At 36.4% G+C, this 18940-nt stretch carries 16 protein-coding genes; 13 read left to right on the top strand and 3 right to left on the bottom strand.

Annotation, left to right across the window (positions count from 1 at the left end; all coding sequences use genetic code 11):
* Positions 1-84: 84 nt before the first annotated feature.
* The 4 genes from ABVM52_RS08980 to ABVM52_RS08965 are packed head-to-tail and all read left to right on the top strand — an operon-like array spanning position 85 to position 6727.
* Positions 85-690, top strand: a complete 606-nt coding sequence (locus tag ABVM52_RS08980; RefSeq protein ID WP_405379681.1) for a TetR/AcrR family transcriptional regulator — start codon at positions 85-87, stop codon at positions 688-690.
* Positions 691-2031 carry a TolC family protein gene (locus ABVM52_RS08975; RefSeq protein WP_405379679.1) on the top strand — a complete coding sequence of 447 codons (1341 nt, stop codon included), beginning with the start codon at positions 691-693 and terminating at the stop codon, positions 2029-2031.
* A gap of 25 nt (positions 2032-2056) precedes the next feature.
* Complete coding sequence (locus ABVM52_RS08970; RefSeq protein WP_405385084.1) at positions 2057-3223, top strand: efflux RND transporter periplasmic adaptor subunit; 1167 nt, start codon at positions 2057-2059, stop codon at positions 3221-3223.
* Between the two features lie 6 nt (positions 3224-3229).
* Positions 3230-6727 carry an efflux RND transporter permease subunit gene (locus tag ABVM52_RS08965; RefSeq protein WP_405385083.1) on the top strand — a complete coding sequence of 1166 codons (3498 nt, stop codon included), beginning with the start codon at positions 3230-3232 and terminating at the stop codon, positions 6725-6727.
* Positions 6728-6800: 73 nt separating this feature from the next.
* Here ABVM52_RS08965 and ABVM52_RS08960 read toward each other — a convergent pair whose 3' ends face one another.
* Positions 6801-7145 carry a toxin-antitoxin system YwqK family antitoxin gene (locus tag ABVM52_RS08960; protein WP_405385082.1) on the bottom strand — a complete coding sequence of 115 codons (345 nt, stop codon included), beginning with the start codon at positions 7143-7145 and terminating at the stop codon, positions 6801-6803.
* Between the two features lie 259 nt (positions 7146-7404).
* On the opposite strand from ABVM52_RS08960, the gene aspS reads away from it, so the two are divergent.
* The 7 genes from aspS (at position 7405) to ABVM52_RS08925 (ending at position 14131) form a co-directional block, all read left to right on the top strand.
* Positions 7405-9159 carry an aspartate--tRNA ligase gene (gene aspS / locus ABVM52_RS08955; RefSeq protein WP_405385081.1) on the top strand — a complete coding sequence of 585 codons (1755 nt, stop codon included), beginning with the start codon at positions 7405-7407 and terminating at the stop codon, positions 9157-9159.
* A gap of 238 nt (positions 9160-9397) precedes the next feature.
* Positions 9398-10276 carry a hypothetical protein gene (locus ABVM52_RS08950; protein ID WP_405385080.1) on the top strand — a complete coding sequence of 293 codons (879 nt, stop codon included), beginning with the start codon at positions 9398-9400 and terminating at the stop codon, positions 10274-10276.
* A gap of 123 nt (positions 10277-10399) precedes the next feature.
* Entirely contained in the window at positions 10400-10948 is a 549-nt protein-coding gene (locus ABVM52_RS08945; RefSeq protein WP_405385079.1) for a hypothetical protein, read from the top strand.
* Positions 10920-11747 (top strand): tetratricopeptide repeat protein, encoded by an 828-nt coding sequence (locus ABVM52_RS08940; protein ID WP_405385077.1) that lies wholly within the window; start codon positions 10920-10922, stop codon positions 11745-11747. Before ABVM52_RS08945 ends, ABVM52_RS08940 begins: the two co-directional genes overlap by 29 nt.
* A gap of 35 nt (positions 11748-11782) precedes the next feature.
* Positions 11783-13567 carry a chloride channel protein gene (locus ABVM52_RS08935; RefSeq protein ID WP_405385076.1) on the top strand — a complete coding sequence of 595 codons (1785 nt, stop codon included), beginning with the start codon at positions 11783-11785 and terminating at the stop codon, positions 13565-13567.
* A 32-nt stretch (positions 13568-13599) separates the two neighbouring features.
* Positions 13600-13869, top strand: a complete 270-nt coding sequence (locus ABVM52_RS08930) for a hypothetical protein (protein ID WP_405385075.1) — start codon at positions 13600-13602, stop codon at positions 13867-13869.
* Between the two features lie 70 nt (positions 13870-13939).
* The gene (locus ABVM52_RS08925) at positions 13940-14131 is read left to right on the top strand and encodes a cold-shock protein (RefSeq protein WP_405385074.1); all 192 of its coding nucleotides are present in this window, start codon (positions 13940-13942) and stop codon (positions 14129-14131) included.
* A 59-nt stretch (positions 14132-14190) separates the two neighbouring features.
* Here the strand turns inward: ABVM52_RS08925 and ABVM52_RS08920 are convergent, their stop codons facing one another.
* Positions 14191-14634 carry a nucleoside deaminase gene (locus ABVM52_RS08920; RefSeq protein ID WP_405385073.1) on the bottom strand — a complete coding sequence of 148 codons (444 nt, stop codon included), beginning with the start codon at positions 14632-14634 and terminating at the stop codon, positions 14191-14193.
* A gap of 65 nt (positions 14635-14699) precedes the next feature.
* Between ABVM52_RS08920 and ABVM52_RS08915 the strand changes: the two genes are divergently transcribed.
* Positions 14700-16466 (top strand): 1-deoxy-D-xylulose-5-phosphate synthase, encoded by a 1767-nt coding sequence (locus ABVM52_RS08915; RefSeq protein WP_405385072.1) that lies wholly within the window; start codon positions 14700-14702, stop codon positions 16464-16466.
* Complete coding sequence (locus ABVM52_RS08910; protein ID WP_405385071.1) at positions 16463-17590, top strand: DUF3078 domain-containing protein; 1128 nt, start codon at positions 16463-16465, stop codon at positions 17588-17590. The genes ABVM52_RS08915 and ABVM52_RS08910 overlap by 4 nt, the downstream gene beginning before the upstream one ends.
* Here ABVM52_RS08910 and ABVM52_RS08905 read toward each other — a convergent pair.
* Positions 17587-18930 (bottom strand): deoxyguanosinetriphosphate triphosphohydrolase, encoded by a 1344-nt coding sequence (locus ABVM52_RS08905; RefSeq protein ID WP_405385070.1) that lies wholly within the window; start codon positions 18928-18930, stop codon positions 17587-17589. The genes ABVM52_RS08910 and ABVM52_RS08905 overlap by 4 nt on opposite strands.
* Between the last annotated feature and the right edge of the window lie 10 nt (positions 18931-18940).

Raw genomic sequence — 18940 nt, 5'->3', positions numbered from 1 at the left:
ACTTTCTTTATAACATTAACAAATTGTAAAACTTAGGAAACTTTTATAGTTTTTTCAGTTTCCTATTGTATATTTGCACCCGTTATGAAGGAAAAAATTAGAAATACCGCTACAACTCTTTTTTTGGAGCGAGGTTTTAAAAGTATTACCATGGATGACATTGCCAACGAACTGGGAATGTCTAAAAAGACCATTTATAATGAATATAGCAACAAAACAGAATTAGTAGAGGATTGCGTTATGCACAAATTCTGTACCCTTAGTGAGGGTATTGACAGCATTGCAGCAATGGAGAAGAACCCAATTGTGGAGCTTTATGAGATTAAAAAATATGTCATGTCTCATTTAAATGATGAAAAAACCTCTCCACAATTTCAACTCATGAAATACTATCCTAAAATTTATAGTGAAATGAAAAAAATGCATTTTGACAAAATGCAGAAATGTGTTTTAACTAATGTATTACGGGGCAAACAACAAGGAATTTATAGAGACAATATTGATTCTGAATTTGTTGCAAGAATATATTATACGGGCATGAACAATATAAAGGATCAGAATATATTTCCTATAAAACTTTTTCCCGTTGCTAAATTAATGGATTCATTTTTAGAGTATCATTTACGAGGTATCGTTACTCCGAAGGGGAGAACTATATTAAATACAATCATCAATTCAAATCAAGAATAAATGCGAAACCAAATAACAATTTTTATAGCTATCCTCTACTTAAGCATTGGATATGCGCAGGAACAAACATATAGTTTTACGCTAGAGGAAGCTGTTCAGTTTGCTTTGGAGAACAACTATGCAGCCATAAATGCGGAAAGAGATATCATAGATGCACAAAAACAAAAATGGGAAACTATTGCTGGTGGATTACCCCAAATTAACGGAGCAATAAGTTATCAAAACCAACTAAAGCAACCTGTATCCTTATTACCTGCAGAACTGGCAGGGGGAGAACCCGGTACGTTTATACCGGTAGTTTTTTCCCAACCCCAATCTGCCACGGCAACCGCTACTCTGACCCAACAAATCTTTGATGGTTCATATATTGTTGGCGTACAAGCAACAAAGGCATTTTTAAGTTATAGTGCCAATAACAAGGAGAAAACGGCTTTGGATGTTAGAAAACAAGTGGTAGAAGCTTATGGTAATGTGCTGTTGGCTGAGGAAAGTGTAGATATTTTGGAAAAGAACAAATCTACCTTAGAGAAAAACCTATACGAAACTTCTAAACTTTATGAAAATGGTTTGGGAGATGAAGAAAGTGTTGATCAGTTACAGATTACACTGTCTTCCATTGAAAACCAGCTGCAAAATGCCCTTCGTCTTAAAGATATCACCCTACAAATGTTGAATTTAAGTATGGGCCTAGATTTAGAAGCTCCAACAAAACTTAAGGAAAATCTTGAGGACCTTACTGTATCTAAAATAGATTTGGGACTAGTAGGAACGGATTTTAATATTACTGAAAACGTAGATTATAAGTTAGCAGAGAATTTGAACCAACAACGTTATTATGAATATAAGTTAGCAAGAAGTAGGGCGCTGCCTACCTTGAACGCATTTGTAAATTACGGCTCATCTGCTTATTCTGACAATTTTGATTTTTTAAGTAGCGACCAACAGTGGTTTGACTCTTCTATATTAGGTTTTGACCTCAACATTCCAATTTTCAGTTCTTTAAAACGTAGTGCCAGCACTCAACGTGCAAAGATTGCTTTGGAAAAAGCCAAAACACAATTGACCGAAGCTGAGCAACAAATTAGATTACAGTTAGAAAATGCCAAAAACAATTACACGTTGGCCATAAGTAATTATGAAACGGCAAAACAAAATCTTTTACTCTCAGAGCGTATAGAAAATAAGAACCAAATTAAATACAAAGAAGGTTTGGCAACCAGTTTTGAATTAAGACAAGCACAGACACAGTTATATACAACACAACAAGAATTCTTACAGTCTATGGTAGAGGTCATTAATAAAAAGACCGAACTAGAAACTATACTAAATACAAAATCCTAAATAGTCAATCATAAAAAAATTAATCATGAAAAAATTACCAATTTTAATAATTGCCGTCATAAGCCTTTATTCGTGTGGTGGTAAAGACCAATCGGTAGCTGAAATTATTTCGGAACAAAACCTTGAGGCTATTAGGGCCAAAAAAAATGAAATAACTACACAGCAGAAGCTAATAGATGCCCAACTAAAATCATTGGACTCTGCAATTGCTATATTAGGAAATGAAGAGAAATTGCCTTTGGTAAACACATTAACGGCAAAGAAAGAGGTGTTTAACCATTACTTGGAATTACAGGGAGATGTTAGCACAAAGCAAAATGTACTGATCTACCCAGAAATGGCAGGTACCTTGCAAAGGGTGCATGTAAAAGAGGGCGACCGTGTAAGCAGAGGACAGGTATTGGCCACCATTGACGATGGTGGACTGTCAAGTCAATTAAACCAATTAAAAACCCAAGCATCTTTGGCCAAAACCACTTTTGAGCGTCAAGAGCGTTTATGGAACCAGAATATTGGCTCTGAAATTCAATACCTACAAGCCAAGACCAATTATGAGGCGGCAGAAAACATGGTGTCACAAGTAGAAAGCCAATTAGGGAAGTCAACGATTAGGGCGCCATTCTCAGGTATTATTGATGATGTAATCAAAGACCAAGGAACAGTAGTTTCCCCAGGTCCAGGTTCTGAAGTATTTCGTATTGTCAATTTATCTGATATGTACATTGAGGTTGAGGTACCAGAGGCCTATATAGGTAATGTTACAAAAGGTAAGGAAGCTTTGGTCTACTTTCCTGTTTTAGGTGATAGTATGGTTACAAAGATTAGGGAGACCGGTAATTTCATCAACCCGGCTAACCGATCATTTGAAGCTGAGATACCGGTACCGAATAAAGAAGGTAAAATAAAGCCCAACCTTACCGCCAAAGTAAACATTAACGATTATACCAGTGAAGATGCCATCTTAATACCTACGAGTATCATTTCAGAAAATGCAGAAGGAGAACAGTATGTCTTTGTTGCAGATGAAGCAAATGCAGAAGGAGAATCGGTAGTAAAAAGAACAATTATTACCACAGGTAAAACGCAAGGTGCAGAAATAGAGGTATTAACTGGTTTAAATGACGGAGACCATATTATTAAAGAAGGCGCTAGAAGCGTTAAAGATGGTCAAAAAGTTAAAATCAAAAAATAAAGATCGATGAGTAAAGTAAAAAAGAACGCCGATAAGGAATTCGGTCTTTCATCATGGTCCATAGATAACCCGTCGGTTATTTATGTCATGATCGCCATTTTTCTTTGGTTAGGCTTCAGTGCGTACATGGCTATGCCCAGAGAAGACTTTCCTGAAATCATAGAGACCAAAATATACATTAGTACCCCATATCCTGGTAACACAGCAGAAGATATTGAAAAACTGATAACCGACCCTTTAGAAGATAGGCTAAAGAATATTAGCAATGTTGTAGAGATTGTTTCTACCTCTCAAGAAGATTACGCCATTTTAACCGTAGAATTTGATGAGGACATAACTGTAGAACAAGCCAAACAAAAGGTAAAGGATGAAGTAGATAGTGAAAAAGCAAGTGAAGATTGGCCAACGTTTAACGGTGCCAAAGTAGAACCCAATGTTTTTGATTTAAATTTCTCAGAAGAAGTGCCGATCATGAACATCAATTTTACAGGAGACTATCCTGTAGAGAAATTGAAGGAGTTTGCTGAATATCTGCAAGATGAAGTAGAAGATCTCCCAGAAATTAAGCAAGCAGATATCCGTGGCGCACAAGACCTTGAAGTTGAAGTAGGTGTGGATGTCTACAAGATGATGGCAGCTAAAATAAGTTTCCAAGATGTTATCAATGCTATAAGTAATGGTAACATGACCATGTCTGCAGGTAACTTGAAAACCGTTGGTCAAAGACGTACTATACGTATTCTTGGTGAAGTAGAAGACCCAAAAGAATTGAACAATTTTGTGGTCAAATCTGAAAATGGCGCAGTTTATCTTAAAGATATTGCTACGGTTAATTTCCACGCTAAAGATAAAACTACCTATGCCCGTGAGTTTGGCAATAATGTAGTAATGCTCGATGTAAAGAAGAGAGCGGGTAGAAATGCCATTTCTGCCGCTGATAAGATCAAAGAACTGGTTAAAAAGGAAAAAGCGGAATACTTTCCATCGGATCTGAATATTTCTATTGCCAATGATTCTTCTACGCGTACATTGAACCAAGTAGATGATTTGGTGAACAATATCATTTTCGGGATCATTCTTGTTGTTACCGTATTGATGTTCTTTTTAGGATTTAGAAACGCGCTGTTTGTTGGTTTTGCCATACCGATGTCAATGTTCATGTCATTCGTAATTTTATCATGGCTTGGTTATACGCTAAATACCATGATCCTTTTTGGTATGATTATGGGTCTAGGTATGTTGGTTGATAATGGTATTGTGGTAGTAGAAAATGTATACCGTTTAATGGACGAGGGTCTTTCTAGAACTGAAGCGGCCAAGAAAGGTATTGGTGAAATAGCCTATCCCATTATTATTTCTACGGCAACAACGGTAGCAGCATTTGTTCCTTTAGGATTGTGGCCTGGTATTTTTGGCCAGTTTATGATCTATTTCCCAATTACTCTTTCTGTGGTATTGGGCTCATCATTGTTCGTGGCAATTTTCATGAACTCCATGTTGGTTTCCAAATTCATGAGTACCGATGAAAAAGAACTGACCTTAAAGCAATTGATCAGAATGAGTGCTATTCTAGGTGGTCTAGGAATATTAATACTAATTTTTGGTGGCGCCATGCGTGGCTTGGGTTCTGTGTTGATATTGACCGCAATCATGTTCTGGGTATACAAATATGTTATTAAAGGTGCCGCAATAAAGTTTCAACGTAAAACCATGGTACGTTTTGAAAACTGGTATGAAAAACGCCTAAAACACGCGCTTAGAGGCAATAATGTGTACTGGTACTTTGGAATTACATTTTTTATGTTGATTGGTGTATTCATGTTATTTGGAATGTCTGTAGGTAGTGGACGTACCAAAATTGAATTTTTCCCGGACAACAAACCAAATGAAATTTATGTCTATGTAGAATATCCTGAAGGTACCTCTATTGAAAAAACAAATGAAATTACCAAAGAAATAGAGGATCAGGTATACGCTATAATGGATGACCCTAAATACAAAAAGAACGGGGAAAACTTCATGATGGCTTCTGCTGTTTCAGTTGTAGGGGAAGGTGCCGGTAACCCATTGACAGATGGGGGTTCTTCGGCAGAAATGCCACATAAGGGAAAAGTTACCGTAAACTTTAGTGAATATAAATACAGAGAAGGGTTAAACACTGAAGATATTAGAGCCCGTGTTCAAGATGCATTACAGGGTATTTATCCAGGAGTTGCCATTTCGGTAGAAAAAGATGCTAATGGACCGCCAGCAGGTTTTCCTATTAATATTGAATTAGAAGGTAGTGATTATGATGAATTGATCAACACCGCCGAAGACATTAAAAACTTTATCAACACCAAGAATATTGCTGGTATTGAAGAGCTAAAAATTGATGTCAATAAGGGCAAACCGGCAATGCAAGTAATCGTAGATCGTGAAAAAGCGGGTGAACTTGGCGTTGCTGTTGGTCAAGTAGGTAACCAATTAAGACGCTCTATTTTTGGCGAAAAGGCAGGTGTATATAAAGAGGATGGAGAAGATTATGATATCAATGTTCGTTTCAACGAAGATTTAAGATATAATAAAAGTGCCTTGTTCAACCAGAATATCATTTTTAGAGATCCTTCTAACGGGCAGATTAAGGAGATTCCTATTTCTGCCGTAGCCAAGGAAAAAAACACCTCGGGCTTTAGCGCAATTAAGCACCGTGATGGTAAGCGAGTAGTTACCATTTACTCCGGATTAAAACCTGGTTTTACAGATGCTAATGCCATAGTTAGTGAAATTCAAAGAGAAATGGAAAGTTTTGATGGCACGCCCTCTACTGTTAAAATTGATTATACCGGACAATTGGAAGAGCAGGCAAAGCAGCAAGCCTTTTTAGTAGGTGCCTTTTTCTCAGGATTAGGATTGATCATGCTTATTCTAATATTTCAATTTGGCGGCATATCCAAACCATTGATTATTATGATCGCTATTTTCTTAAGTTTTATTGGAGTATTTGGAGGGTTAATGATCACCGGGTGGTCTTTCGTAATTATGATGACCATGATGGGTATTATCTCCTTGGCAGGTATTGTAGTGAACAACGGTGTAGTCCTCTTAGATTATACACAAATATTGATCGATCGTAAAAAGATTAGGTTAGATATGGAAGATAGTGACCTATTGACCCTAAAAGATGCCACGGATTCTATGATTGTTGGCGGTAAAGCAAGGTTGAGACCCGTAATACTTACGGCAATAACAACCGTTTTAGGTTTAATTCCGCTTGCTATAGGCTTGAATATCGATTTCTTTTCACTGTTCTCAGAATTCAATCCAAAAATCTATATGGGTGGAGACAACGTAATTTTCTGGGGACCATTGGCATGGACAGTTATCTTTGGTTTATTGGTAGCCACCTTTTTAACCTTAATCATAGTACCGGTACTGTTTAATATCGTATATCGCATTAAGATAAAGTTGAGAAGTTTTGGGTCCAAAAGACAAGAAAGTGAAAGTTTAGGTAGTGCCGTTTAACAATCTACTCTTAAAACATAAAAAGGCCCGTATCCAAAAGATACGGGCCTTTTTATAAACTATTATAATTTTATTAATTAATGACTACGGGAGATTTAGTTTTGGCATTGGTAACACTTGCAATTTTATTATTGTCAAAGTTTACTTCTTTTAGAATATCACCTTCCCAGAACAACCACTTACCGGTTCTTAATCCGTTATCATAATTACCCACGGCAATTTTTTCTCCTTGTTCATCGTACATTTTCCATTCTCCTTCTAATTTTTCATTTAAAAAATAACCTTGTTGTGCTATTTCTCCATTAGCGTGAAAGTATGTAGCTTTAACCAAATCACCTTCTTTTTCAAATACAGGGTCAACTTGAGCATATGTTCCAAACGACAGTGCCATTACGGCTAAAATTAAAATCTTTTTCATGATATATATTTTTTTTTGGATTATTGTTTTACAGTATTGTAACGTGATAAAGATACAATTATTTTGCAATTAATCAATGTTAAGGTAACTTTTACGTAACATTAAATTAACATTGACGACACAAACATCTATTTTTTAGGTAGTTATATAATTTTACATCATTACTTCGTAAAACACGTTATCGAATAAAACCTGTATTTAATATAGACCTACTATGAAATAGACTTCTTAAATTTGCCCTTTCATTAAAGCACGAGTTATGTATAGAAGCCATTCCTGCGGGGAACTAAGAGAATCACATATTGGAACGACTGTTACCCTTTCTGGGTGGGTTTCCAAAACCAGGGACAAAGGTTTTGTTGTTTGGGTAGATATACGTGATCGTTATGGTATTACACAATTGGTATTTGATGAGGATCGCACCAATGCAGAGCTTTTAGAGCAAGCTAGAAATTTAGGTAGAGAGTTTGTAATTCAAATAAAAGGTGAAGTAATTGAAAGAGCTTCTAAAAACGCAAACATTCCAACAGGTGATATTGAAGTATTGGTTTCAGAACTAACCATATTAAACGAATCTAAGACTCCGCCGTTCACTATTGAAAACGAAACCGATGGCGGTGAAGATCTACGAATGAAGTATAGGTATTTGGATATCCGCAGAAAACCTGTACAGAACAACCTTATATTTAGAAGTAAGGTAACTATGGAAGTTCGTAAGTTTTTATCTGGCGAAGGTTTTATAGAAGTAGAGACACCGTATTTAATAAAATCAACACCAGAAGGTGCTAGAGATTTTGTGGTGCCAAGTCGTATGAACGAAGGGCAGTTTTACGCCTTGCCACAATCGCCACAAACCTTTAAGCAATTGCTAATGGTTGGTGGTATGGATAAATACTTCCAAATTGTAAAGTGCTTTAGAGATGAAGATTTACGTGCCGACAGACAACCGGAGTTTACACAAATAGATTGTGAAATGGCTTTTGTTGAGCAAGAAGATATACTTAACGTATTTGAAAACTTGACAAAATACCTTTTAAAAGAAGTAAATGGTGTTGAAATTGAGTCGTTCCCAAGAATGACCTATGATGAAGCCATGAGCAAATATGGTAACGATAAGCCAGATATTCGTTTTGGGATGGAGTTCGGTGAATTAAATGCCGTTGCACAACATAAAGAATTTGGAGTTTTCAATTCATCTGAACTTGTAGTTGGTATTGCCGTACCAGGTGCAGCCTCTTACACACGTAAAGAATTAGATGCCTTGGTAAACTGGGTAAAACGCCCACAAGTTGGTGCCAAGGGTATGGTATATGTAAAATGTAACGAAGACGGAAGCTATAAATCAACCGTAGATAAATTCTACGACCAAGAAGATTTAGCCAAATGGGCAGAAGTTACCGGCGCTAAACCAGGGGACCTTATTTGTGTACTTTCTGGAGATGCGAATAAAACAAGAACACAGTTAAGTGCCTTACGTATGGAAATGGCTACTAGACTGGGGCTAAGAAAACCAAACGAATTTGCACCATTATGGGTCGTAGATTTCCCATTATTGGAACTTGATGAAGAAACAGGTCATTACCATGCCATGCACCACCCGTTTACCTCACCTAAACCAGGGCAGTTAGAATTATTGGATACCGATCCAGGTGCGGTACGCGCCAATGCTTACGATTTGGTATTGAACGGTAACGAAATTGGCGGTGGATCTATTCGTATTCATGATAAAGAAACACAGGCGACCATGTTTAAACATTTAGGGTTTACTCCGGAGGAAGCAAAAGCGCAATTTGGGTTTTTAATGGATGCCTTCCAATACGGTGCACCACCACATGGCGGACTGGCATTTGGTCTAGATAGACTCGTAGCTATTTTGGGCGGACAAGAAACTATTAGAGATTTCATTGCCTTCCCTAAAAACAATAGTGGGCGTGATGTTATGATCGATGCCCCCGCTGCAATTGATAATGAGCAACTGAAAGAATTGAATTTGAAGTTAGATATTCAAGAATAGTTCATCTTGATGGTCAATAGCAACAATGAATAACTTTGCATTAAACTTCAACATTTTTAAATATTCCTAGTTCTATATTTTAAACGATAAGTTTGGATTACAAGAAATAAGCGAAAAGGCTATGGTAACGAACCGTAGCCTTTTTGCATTAAAAACATAGGCATTCCACAACATTTCAAAAGTATATAACGTTACTGTCTCTTAAAACCATTTAAATCAATCACTTTAAATTCAATTTATGAAACAGACGTTTACCCTAGCTTTTGCTCTACTACTAACCTTTATGGTCCATGCACAAATTCCTAAATTAAAAGAAGTACAAAACGTACAACAATCTGAAGTAATTATTGGATTAACAGGGGACTTGGAATTAGATAAAAACCTTGAGGAAATGGTTAAAAAGTTTTGGACCATATGCCCAATTTCTGAGATATTACCTTTAAAGGAAGCAAGAAAAAAAGCTAAAGAGAATGACAAATTATACGTTATCCATTTTGGGTCTTTACATTCTATGTCTCCCAAAAGATATATTGGTGACAACTACTACTTTAAAGATATTTCAACAGGTTACTTTATTGGACTGACCACGGGAGCAAAAAAACCGTTAATGCGAAGTTACATACCCATATTCGATAATGAATTTACTGAAGAGGTACTTTCCCACGGTGTTACGTACATGCAAGAATTATTCACTTTAATGCTTGATAATGAAGTAGGTGCACTAAAAACACTGAAAATAATTAAAGATAATTCTACACAACTAAAAGATAAGGTACTTTATATTCCGGAATGGTGGATGGATTCAAAACTTACAGAAGAAGATATAACGAAACGATATAAAGGAAAATATGAAATTGTAAGTCATTACGAATGGTCTAGTGCAATATTGAACAAAACACCGGGTATTGCATATAGCATAATTATTCCAGTTCCAATGGGCGGAAAATATGTATATCAACATCACATTTGTGATGCGGAAACAAGTCAAATATATGGGATTACACAGCCCAAAGGTGCTGCAATTCAATTAAATGGTCTAAATATGTCCAAAGCCAATAAAGGATATGTTTCTAAAAAGAATCTTGATCAATATAATGATGTTCTTAATGGTAAGTAAGTAAATCATTTAAATACAAGTAAAATCCTGCCTATAGCAGGATTTTTTTGTTTTTAGGTAAGTTCTACCTATGCATTAAAAGATGCTCTATCTATGTAAGTTATTTTTTGTTAAATTCATGTTGTGAAAAAACGGGTAAAAATAGTTTTGTTCAGTGTTTTAGGTATTGTACTCATATTAGGTGTTTTTGCCGGGTACTTTTACTTTAAATTCAAGAATGCTTATGATACCACCGATAAACCCTATAAAAACTATATAGGGTATATAAATCAAGAGAAAGCACTATTAAATGATGCTTATACATTATGTGATGAAGGTGCTATTTATCATACCTATAATGGTGCAGGTTTAAATGCATATAATGGCACTAAAAGACAATTCAGAAGAAACTTAGCAGAAGATTACAAAGGAGATTTTTTTAGTGATTCAGGGTATTTGAATTTTCGTTTTTTAGTGAATTGTGATGGAAACCCAGGGTGGTTTGAAATCATTCAAATGAATCTTGATTTGGAAGAAACCGAACTTGATCCTAAAATGGTAGATTCCCTCTTTTCATTTACAGCTTTATCCAAAAATTGGAAACCATTAGAATTCAAACAAGAACCTGGCAATTATTACATGTATGTATCATACCGAATAGAAAATGGAAAAGTGGTTGAAATTTTACCTTAGTGCCTTTATACTATCATTATCAATTTCTTGCTCAAATAATAACAATGAAAAAGATGCAAGAACTTTGGCAGAAGAAAGGTTTAAAGATGCTATATTTTATAGGCAAGGCTCGGTTGCATTTCAAAATGGAATAGCTGAAGCCGTAGCGATAGACCCAACATATGAACCTGCGGTTTATGAACTATCAGTAGCCGACCTTAAACGTGGATTACCACATAAATGGTTGCCACAGTATAATAAGGCCGTAACTTTGAATCCAGAGCAACGAATTCCTTGGCGAGGGTATTTATACCTATGGTTTTACCGAGATTACGAAAAAGCAATCGCTGATTTTAACGCATCAGATTCTTTAACTCCGTATCTAGATTATCCACAAGGTCATAGTGTCGATTTTTGGCGCGGCATTGCTTATTTAGGCGCTAAAGATTATGATAATTCTATTGCTTATTGGGACAAACATATTACCAAAGAAACAGAAGATTCAGGTGAAGATTGGGTAGAATTAGAAGCATTTTTATATAGAGGAATCGCTTATTATGAAGCGGGTAACAGTGAAAAAGCAAATGAGAATTTTGACAAGGTCATTCAGTTCTTCAGAAACTCTGCAGATGCTAAATATTACAAAGCGAAGCTATTCTTAAATAAAGGAGATAAAAAGGCAGCATTAAATATGATTGATGAAGCTATCGTAGACTTCAATAATGGTTATTATAACAATAGAGGGTATGTAGAAACCCTACGCCAAATTTACCTGTTAGATTTAGAAGAACTAAAATCAAAAATCATAGCTAGTAATTAAATACCTTTGACCACTAAAAATGTTATGGCTCAACCATGCCCATTCAAACGAACAATTTCTTAAAGCGAATTTATAAGTGGAGATATAAGAACATTTCCCAAAAGACCTTTATTTATATCTTAAGTGTAGTTGTAGGTCTTTTAGCCGGTTTGGCATCGGTAACCCTAAAAAACATTACCTATTTCATTGAAGCCTCCCTAGAAAAAGGAATCATTTTTTCCAGTAATCAACTGTATTTTATCCTCCCTATTATTGGGTTGACATTGGTTTATTTGTATGTAAAATTTGTACATAAAGAGAAACTAAAGCACGCCGTATCATCTATCCTATTTTCTTTATCAAAGAACAAAGGCCATATTGACGTTAAGCAAGTATACACCCAATTGATCATAGCACCATTAACGGTGGGTTTTGGTGGTTCGGTAGGGTTACTGGGGCCAGCAGTGGCAACGGGGGCGGCAATTAGTTCAAATCTTGGTAAACTGTTCCATATTAACAGTAAAACCCGTTCACTATTAATTGCTTGTGCTTCGGCAGGCGCCATTTCATCCATATTTCAATCTCCCATTGCCGCCATTATTTTTGCGGTAGAAGTATTTAGCCTAGATCTAACCATGATATCTATGCTTCCCCTATTATTGGCATCTATTAGCGGCGTACTTACTTCCTATTTTTTTATGGGTAATGAGATATTGTTCAACTTTTCTATCAATGAACCTTTTCAGGTTAAGGATACGCTATTTTATATTGTTCTTGGTGTAGGCACAGCGGTAGCGTCTATCTATTTTACAAAAATGTATTTTGGTATCATCAACCTATTCAAACCATTGAAAAGTCCTAAATATCGCCTTTTGGTCGGTGGGTTGGCCATTGGTATAATGCTGTATATGATACCTCCATTATACGGTGAAGGTTTTTCATTTATAAACAATCTTTTAGAGGGTGATCATATTAGCGCTTTAGGGAAAACCCCATTAGACGCTTATATCTATAATATTTGGGTGGTAATCGCATTACTGTTCGGCATAACCATTTTTAAGGCCGTAGCGATGACCACTACTTTGGCAGCTGGCGGTGCAGGCGGAATTTTTATACCCACCATGGTTATGGGCAGTGCATTGGGAAATGTAGTAGCAAAGTTGATAAACAATTCCGGTTTAGGGTTTTCTGTATCGGAAAGTAATTTTACATTAATCGGTATGGCCGGTCTTATTGCAGGTGTGCAACATGCACCCTTGACCGCAATATTCCTCATCGCTGAAATAACAGGTGGCTATGCCTTATTTGTTCCATTAATGATTACGGCATCAATTTCATATATCATCACCAAAAACACCGTTGATTACACGATTTACACAAGAGAATTAGCAGAAAGTGGTGAGTTGTTGACCCATAACAAGGATCAAGCAGTATTAACCTTAATGGATTTGGATTCTGTTATAGAGACGAATTTTAAAACCGTACATCCAGAAATGACCTTGGGAGAAATGCTACATGATTCGGTCGCAAAATCTACCCGAAACATATTTCCTGTAGTTGACACCAATCAGAAATTTTTAGGTATTATACTTTTAGATGATATTAGGGAATTTATGTTCGATACAAAATTGTATAATACTACCAAGGTTGAAACCTTTACCCATAAAGCACCCGATCATATATATTACGGTATTGACACTATGCAAATAGTTATGCAAAAATTTCAAGACAGCGGCGCTTGGAACTTACCTGTTGTGAAACATGGAAAATACATGGGCTTTGTTTCAAAATCTAAATTACTAACGGCCTATAGAAGAGAACTTATAAGGTTTACTAAATAAATCCTAGTATAAACAGAATTACAAATACGAACATGATGAAATATTTTATAACCGCAATCGTACTAATCTCCATAGGCCTTATTATTTACGGTTTTAACCTAGAACCCGAACAAGCAGATTTAGCCAATAAATATATTGGTTCAGGTACACTAGGACTATTTTTGATCGCCATGCCTTTATTTTTGATCAAGGAGAGTAAAGGAAAAAATTTTAAGGATTATATGTTGACCGATGAAAACGTGCGTAAAATGCAAGGAAAAAAAACTAAAAACCCTGATAATCAAGAAACTCCAAAAAAATAATTTTCTTAATTTTTACCAATCAATTTAAAAAACTCTTAAATTAGGGTGTAAATTTCAAAAATGCATTCGTATGACTGGTACCGTAAAATTTTATAATGTTTCTAAAGGTTATGGTTTCATTACCAATGATGAAACCGGTAAGGATATTTTTGTTCACGCTACGGCATTGAACGGCACTGAACTAAAAGAAGGTGATAAGGTCAGCTATGAAGAAGAGGAAGGAAGAAAAGGTATTGTCGCAGGGCAGATACAAGTACACTAGCCTGTTCATTGTTTTCCAAGCTTTATGAACCATGTTTTACATGGTTTTTTATTTAAAAGTTACTTTCTTTTCTTGGCAAAAAATTGCTGCAACAACATGGCCGCCTCTTGCTCCATAATACCACCCTCAATTTTTGTTTTAGGGTGTAAGGTCGTGCCCATGACACCACAACCCCTATGAAGGTCCTTGGCTGCATAAACAATTCGCCCTATTTGGCTCCAATACAATGCACCGGCACACATTTGACATGGCTCCAGAGTAACATACAACGTACAATCCCTTAAATATTTACCTCCAATAAAATTGGCCGCAGAGGTAATGGCCTGCATTTCTGCATGTGCGGTTACATCGTTCAGTTTTTCTGTCAGGTTGTGCGCTCTCGCAATAATTTTATCCTGAACTACAATAACGGCCCCTACAGGTATTTCTCCAGCTTCAAAGGCATAAGTTGCCTCTTGTAGGGCTTTATTCATAAAATAACGATCATCAAAGGGTAAAACCATAAGTTCAAAAATACAACAGTTTCATTTTTAATAAAGTATTTTTGTTGGCTCATTAGAATGATGAAGTGAAAGCAATTCTAGAACATATAAATTCACCAAAAAATCTCAGAACGTTAAGTACTGAAGAATTAACCCATTTAGCTTTTGAACTACGCCAGTTTATCATAGACATTGTATCCACAAAAGAAGGACATTTAGGAGCTAGTCTTGGTGTGGTGGAACTTACCATTGCTCTTCACTTTACGTTTAATACCCCTACAGATAAGCTCATTTGGGATGTAGGACACCAAGCTTATGGACATAAGATACTCACAGGTAGAAAATCTATTTTTGATACTAATAGGCAATTTGGTGGTATCAGTGGTTTCCCTAAAATGGAAGAAAGTATTTATGATGCTTTTGGCACAGGTCATAGCTCTACCTCTATTTCCGCACTTTTGGGTATGGCATTAGCTGCACGACTAAAAGGAAATCTAACCAGGCAGCATATTGCGGTTATTGGAGATGCATCTATTGCTAGTGGTATGGCCTTTGAAGGTTTGAACCATGCCGGAGTGACCAATGCAAATATTCTGGTTGTTCTAAACGATAATGCCATGGGCATAGACCCAAGTGTGGGTGCCTTAAAAAAATATCTTACCAACGTAAAAACAGGTACTGCTAAGGAAGAGAATATTTTTGAATGTCTTAACTTTCATTACTCCGGACCTATAGATGGACATAACCTACCCGAATTGATTAGCGAACTAGATCGCCTTAAAAAAATTGAAGGTCCAAAATTATTGCATGTAATTACAACCAAGGGCAAAGGGCTTAAGAAAGCGGAGGAAAATCAAGTTGTTTACCATGCCCCTGGAAAATTCAATAAACAGACCGGTGAACTTGAAAAGAATCTAATTAATGACCAGCCTCCTAAATTCCAGGATGTATTTGGTAAAACTTTGGTAGAACTGGCTACTAAAAACGACAAAATTGTAGGGATCACACCTGCAATGCCCACTGGCAGTTCAATGAAATTTATGATGGATGCATTACCGGAACGGGCATATGATGTAGGCATTGCAGAGCAGCATGCAGTAACCATAGCCGCAGGTATGGCAGCAGATGGCCTAGTTCCATTCTGTAACATTTACTCCACCTTCCTGCAACGCGCATACGACCAGGTAATACACGATGTTGCCCTACAAAACCTACCCGTCATTTTTTGTTTGGATAGGGCCGGTCTGGTTGGTGAAGATGGTCCCACCCACCACGGTGTCTATGATATTTCTTACCTAAGGTGCATTCCCAATTTAATAATATGTTCCCCTTTAAATGAAATTGAACTACGTAATATGATGTACACGGCCCAATTAGGCCTAGAACATCCTATTGCCATTAGATACCCTAGAGGCAGAGGTGCTTTGGTGAAATGGCAAAAAGCGATGAGAAAGCTGGAGATAGGAAAAGGCCAACAACTAAGAAAAGGATGCGATATTGCTATATTAAGCACAGGCCCCATAGGAAATACCATGACTGAGCTCTTACAGGAAATGGATACGAATTCTAAAGTTGCCCATTATAATTTTCCTTTCATAAAACCATTGGATCATGGGTTGCTAAAACACATTTTACAAGATTTTGACCATATAATTACCGTAGAAGACGGTGCTGCAATTGGCGGTTTTGGCAGTGCGGTCCTAGATTTTGCAAATAATATTGAAATGAATAAAATTATTAAGATATTTGGTATCCCTGATGTCTTTATACCCCATGGACCTACCCAAGAATTATATAAAGAAGCAGGGATAGATAAGATGTCCGTAAAAAAATATGTACAACAATTTCTATGAAAAGAATAGTTTCAAAATGTCTTCAAAACTTATTACCCCTTTTTTTATTGGTTGCAATGGCTGCCCAGGCCCAAGATACTATACCGGCACCAATAATTATAGATAGTGTTTATTTAGATTCTACTGCGGTAGATACCATAGTAATTCGTAGAACATTGGATAAGATTTCCTCCCTAAAAAAAGATGTAAATCTTCAAATACCCAATATTGATTTTAAGAAAACGAAAACCCTGGAAAAAGGGTTTCAAAGATTTAGGGTGCCCTCTTTTTGGGAAACGGAAAATAGTTTTGGTATCAACATAAGCGAGGTAGCTTTTGTAAACTGGAACGCTGGTGGGGACAATGCCGTAAGTGGACTAGGTTTTTTGAAGTTTGCCAGAAAATACAAATTCAACAATTTCCAGTGGGACAATAATTTAGAATTACGCTATGGATTAAATGCACAGGAAGGGCGTAAATTAAGAAAGACGGAAGATGTTATACGATTAAGTTCTAACCTAGGGTTCAAGAAAGATAATACCAGTAGATGGTTTTACTCGGTACAGCTCAATTTTAACACTCAATTTTCCAACGGTTATAAATACCCGGATAGGGATACTCCAATATCCAGGTTTATGGCACCGGGCTATCTATTATTTGGTGCGGGTACATCGTTCATAACTAAAGATGAAAAGTTTAATCTTTACCTATCCCCGCTAACCCAAAAATCCACCTTTGTATTGGATCAGAATTTGGCAGACAATGGCTCTTTTGGTGTGCAGGAAGCAATTTTAGACGAGGACGGTAATGTACTAACACCCGGAGAAAATCATTTATTGGAAATAGGTATACTGATCACCAATAATTTCAATTATTCCCTTGCAGATAATATAGAATTAAAAAGTAGGATTAATCTATATACGGACTATATTAAAAGTTTTGGCAACGTTGATGTGGATTGGGAGCTTAACCTTAATATGAAAGTCAATAAATATATTAGTACCAGTTTGGGCACCCAATTAATTTATGACGATGATATTTTGTTTGATGTTGTAAAAAACGATAACGGCACCATAACCGACCCCGGCATGCCCAAGATTCAATTTAAGCAAGTTTTGGGTGTTGGTATACTGTATGGTTTTTAGAGTTGTTTGCCTTTGATTTTATTATGGATATGTACGGCCGCACTGTCAGAAAGACTAGCCACGTAACTACACGTATTCAATAAAATATCATAAATAGAGCCATCTGTTTGCCTATATAATCCTGGTAACGTTCGTAGTATTAATTTGTGATAATTAGAAACCTGCTGATTCTTTTTACCTATTAGGGCCGCAATGTAAACATCTAAAATATCCGAAATAATGGTATAACCTGCAATTTCCTTTTCTACGACCTCTTGAGATTGGTAAATATTCTGTACACTTAAATTAATAATATCCTCAATTTGTGCCTTATACGCACTTTTTTCCATCAAAGAACAGTCAAAAGTTCCGTTTAAAATACTGTCTTCATTTTCAATAAAAATGGCAACCGCATCTTGGATCAAGGTATTAATTGCCAGTGCGCGCAAATAGCTCAACCTATCCTCCTTGTACTCTAAAGAATTGTATTTTTTAGTATTGATGGTGTCCTTGACCAGTTTAATCAAATATTCAAGGGCATAATCTTCAGATATCAATCCTAAATTTATGCCATCTTCAAAATCTATTATCGTATAACAGATATCATCCGCAGCTTCGACCAAAAACGTAAGTGGGTGTCTACCATAGGAAATTATAGCATTGGAGCTTCTTGTAGGCAGTCCCAAATCCTCTGCTACTTCTTTAAAAGTATGCTTTTCACTTTGGAAAAATCCAAATTTTTTATCGCATATATGATTAGATGGTTTTTTGGGCAATGATTCTTTAGGGTATTTCATAAAAGCCCCTAAAGTGGCATAACTAAGTCGTAATCCGCCAGAAACCCCTGCCCTATCTTGAGTCAATAATCTAAATCCGTTCGCATTTCCCTCAAAATCTATAATGTCCTGGTATTCCACTTCAGTTAAATACTCCTTAAAACGTACACCGTTTCCAGTTTTAAAATACTCACCTATAGCTTTTTCCCCACTATGTCCAAAAGGTGGGTTTCCTATATCATGTGCCAAGGCAGCTGCGGCAACTATAGCCCCAATATCATTAAACTTATATCCATGTACTTCTTGCAAATAAGGGTGTTTTTCTATGATTTTTTTACCTGCCAGTCTACCCAAACTACGGCCAACCACAGAGACTTCCAGACTGTGGGTAAGTCTAGTGTGAACAAAATCTGTTTTAGACAATGGTATTACTTGGGTTTTATCCTGTAAACTTCTAAAAGCCGATGAAAAAATAATCCTGTCATAATCCACATCAAAACCCAAACGTGTCTCATCCTGCTCATTGCGCAAGCGTTTATGTTTGTCACCCTGTCTACGTAACGAAAGTAATTGCTCCCAGTTCATTAGTTTTTAT

It is taken from the genome of Maribacter sp. LLG6340-A2 (genome assembly GCF_045057105.1).
GTDB lineage: Bacteria > Bacteroidota > Bacteroidia > Flavobacteriales > Flavobacteriaceae > Maribacter.
Note: the sequence above shows the minus strand (reverse complement) of the source record. Positions and strands in the feature narration are given on the sequence as shown.

Bases quoted from the DNA above. Each gene is read 5' to 3' on its own strand.
- ABVM52_RS08980 (WP_405379681.1), top strand. From the start codon at position 85: ATGAAGGAAAAAATTAGAAATACCGCTACAACTCTTTTTTTGGAGCGA.
- ABVM52_RS08975 (WP_405379679.1), top strand. From the start codon at position 691: ATGCGAAACCAAATAACAATTTTTATAGCTATCCTCTACTTAAGCATT.
- ABVM52_RS08970 (WP_405385084.1), top strand. From the start codon at position 2,057: ATGAAAAAATTACCAATTTTAATAATTGCCGTCATAAGCCTTTATTCG.
- ABVM52_RS08965 (WP_405385083.1), top strand. From the start codon at position 3,230: ATGAGTAAAGTAAAAAAGAACGCCGATAAGGAATTCGGTCTTTCATCA.
- ABVM52_RS08960 (WP_405385082.1), bottom strand. From the start codon at position 7,145: ATGAAAAAGATTTTAATTTTAGCCGTAATGGCACTGTCGTTTGGAACA.
- aspS (WP_405385081.1), top strand. From the start codon at position 7,405: ATGTATAGAAGCCATTCCTGCGGGGAACTAAGAGAATCACATATTGGA.
- ABVM52_RS08950 (WP_405385080.1), top strand. From the start codon at position 9,398: ATGAAACAGACGTTTACCCTAGCTTTTGCTCTACTACTAACCTTTATG.
- ABVM52_RS08940 (WP_405385077.1), top strand. From the start codon at position 10,920: ATGGAAAAGTGGTTGAAATTTTACCTTAGTGCCTTTATACTATCATTA.
- ABVM52_RS08935 (WP_405385076.1), top strand. From the start codon at position 11,783: ATGCCCATTCAAACGAACAATTTCTTAAAGCGAATTTATAAGTGGAGA.
- ABVM52_RS08930 (WP_405385075.1), top strand. From the start codon at position 13,600: ATGATGAAATATTTTATAACCGCAATCGTACTAATCTCCATAGGCCTT.
- ABVM52_RS08925 (WP_405385074.1), top strand. From the start codon at position 13,940: ATGACTGGTACCGTAAAATTTTATAATGTTTCTAAAGGTTATGGTTTC.
- ABVM52_RS08920 (WP_405385073.1), bottom strand. From the start codon at position 14,634: ATGGTTTTACCCTTTGATGATCGTTATTTTATGAATAAAGCCCTACAA.
- ABVM52_RS08910 (WP_405385071.1), top strand. From the start codon at position 16,463: ATGAAAAGAATAGTTTCAAAATGTCTTCAAAACTTATTACCCCTTTTT.
- ABVM52_RS08905 (WP_405385070.1), bottom strand. From the start codon at position 18,930: ATGAACTGGGAGCAATTACTTTCGTTACGTAGACAGGGTGACAAACAT.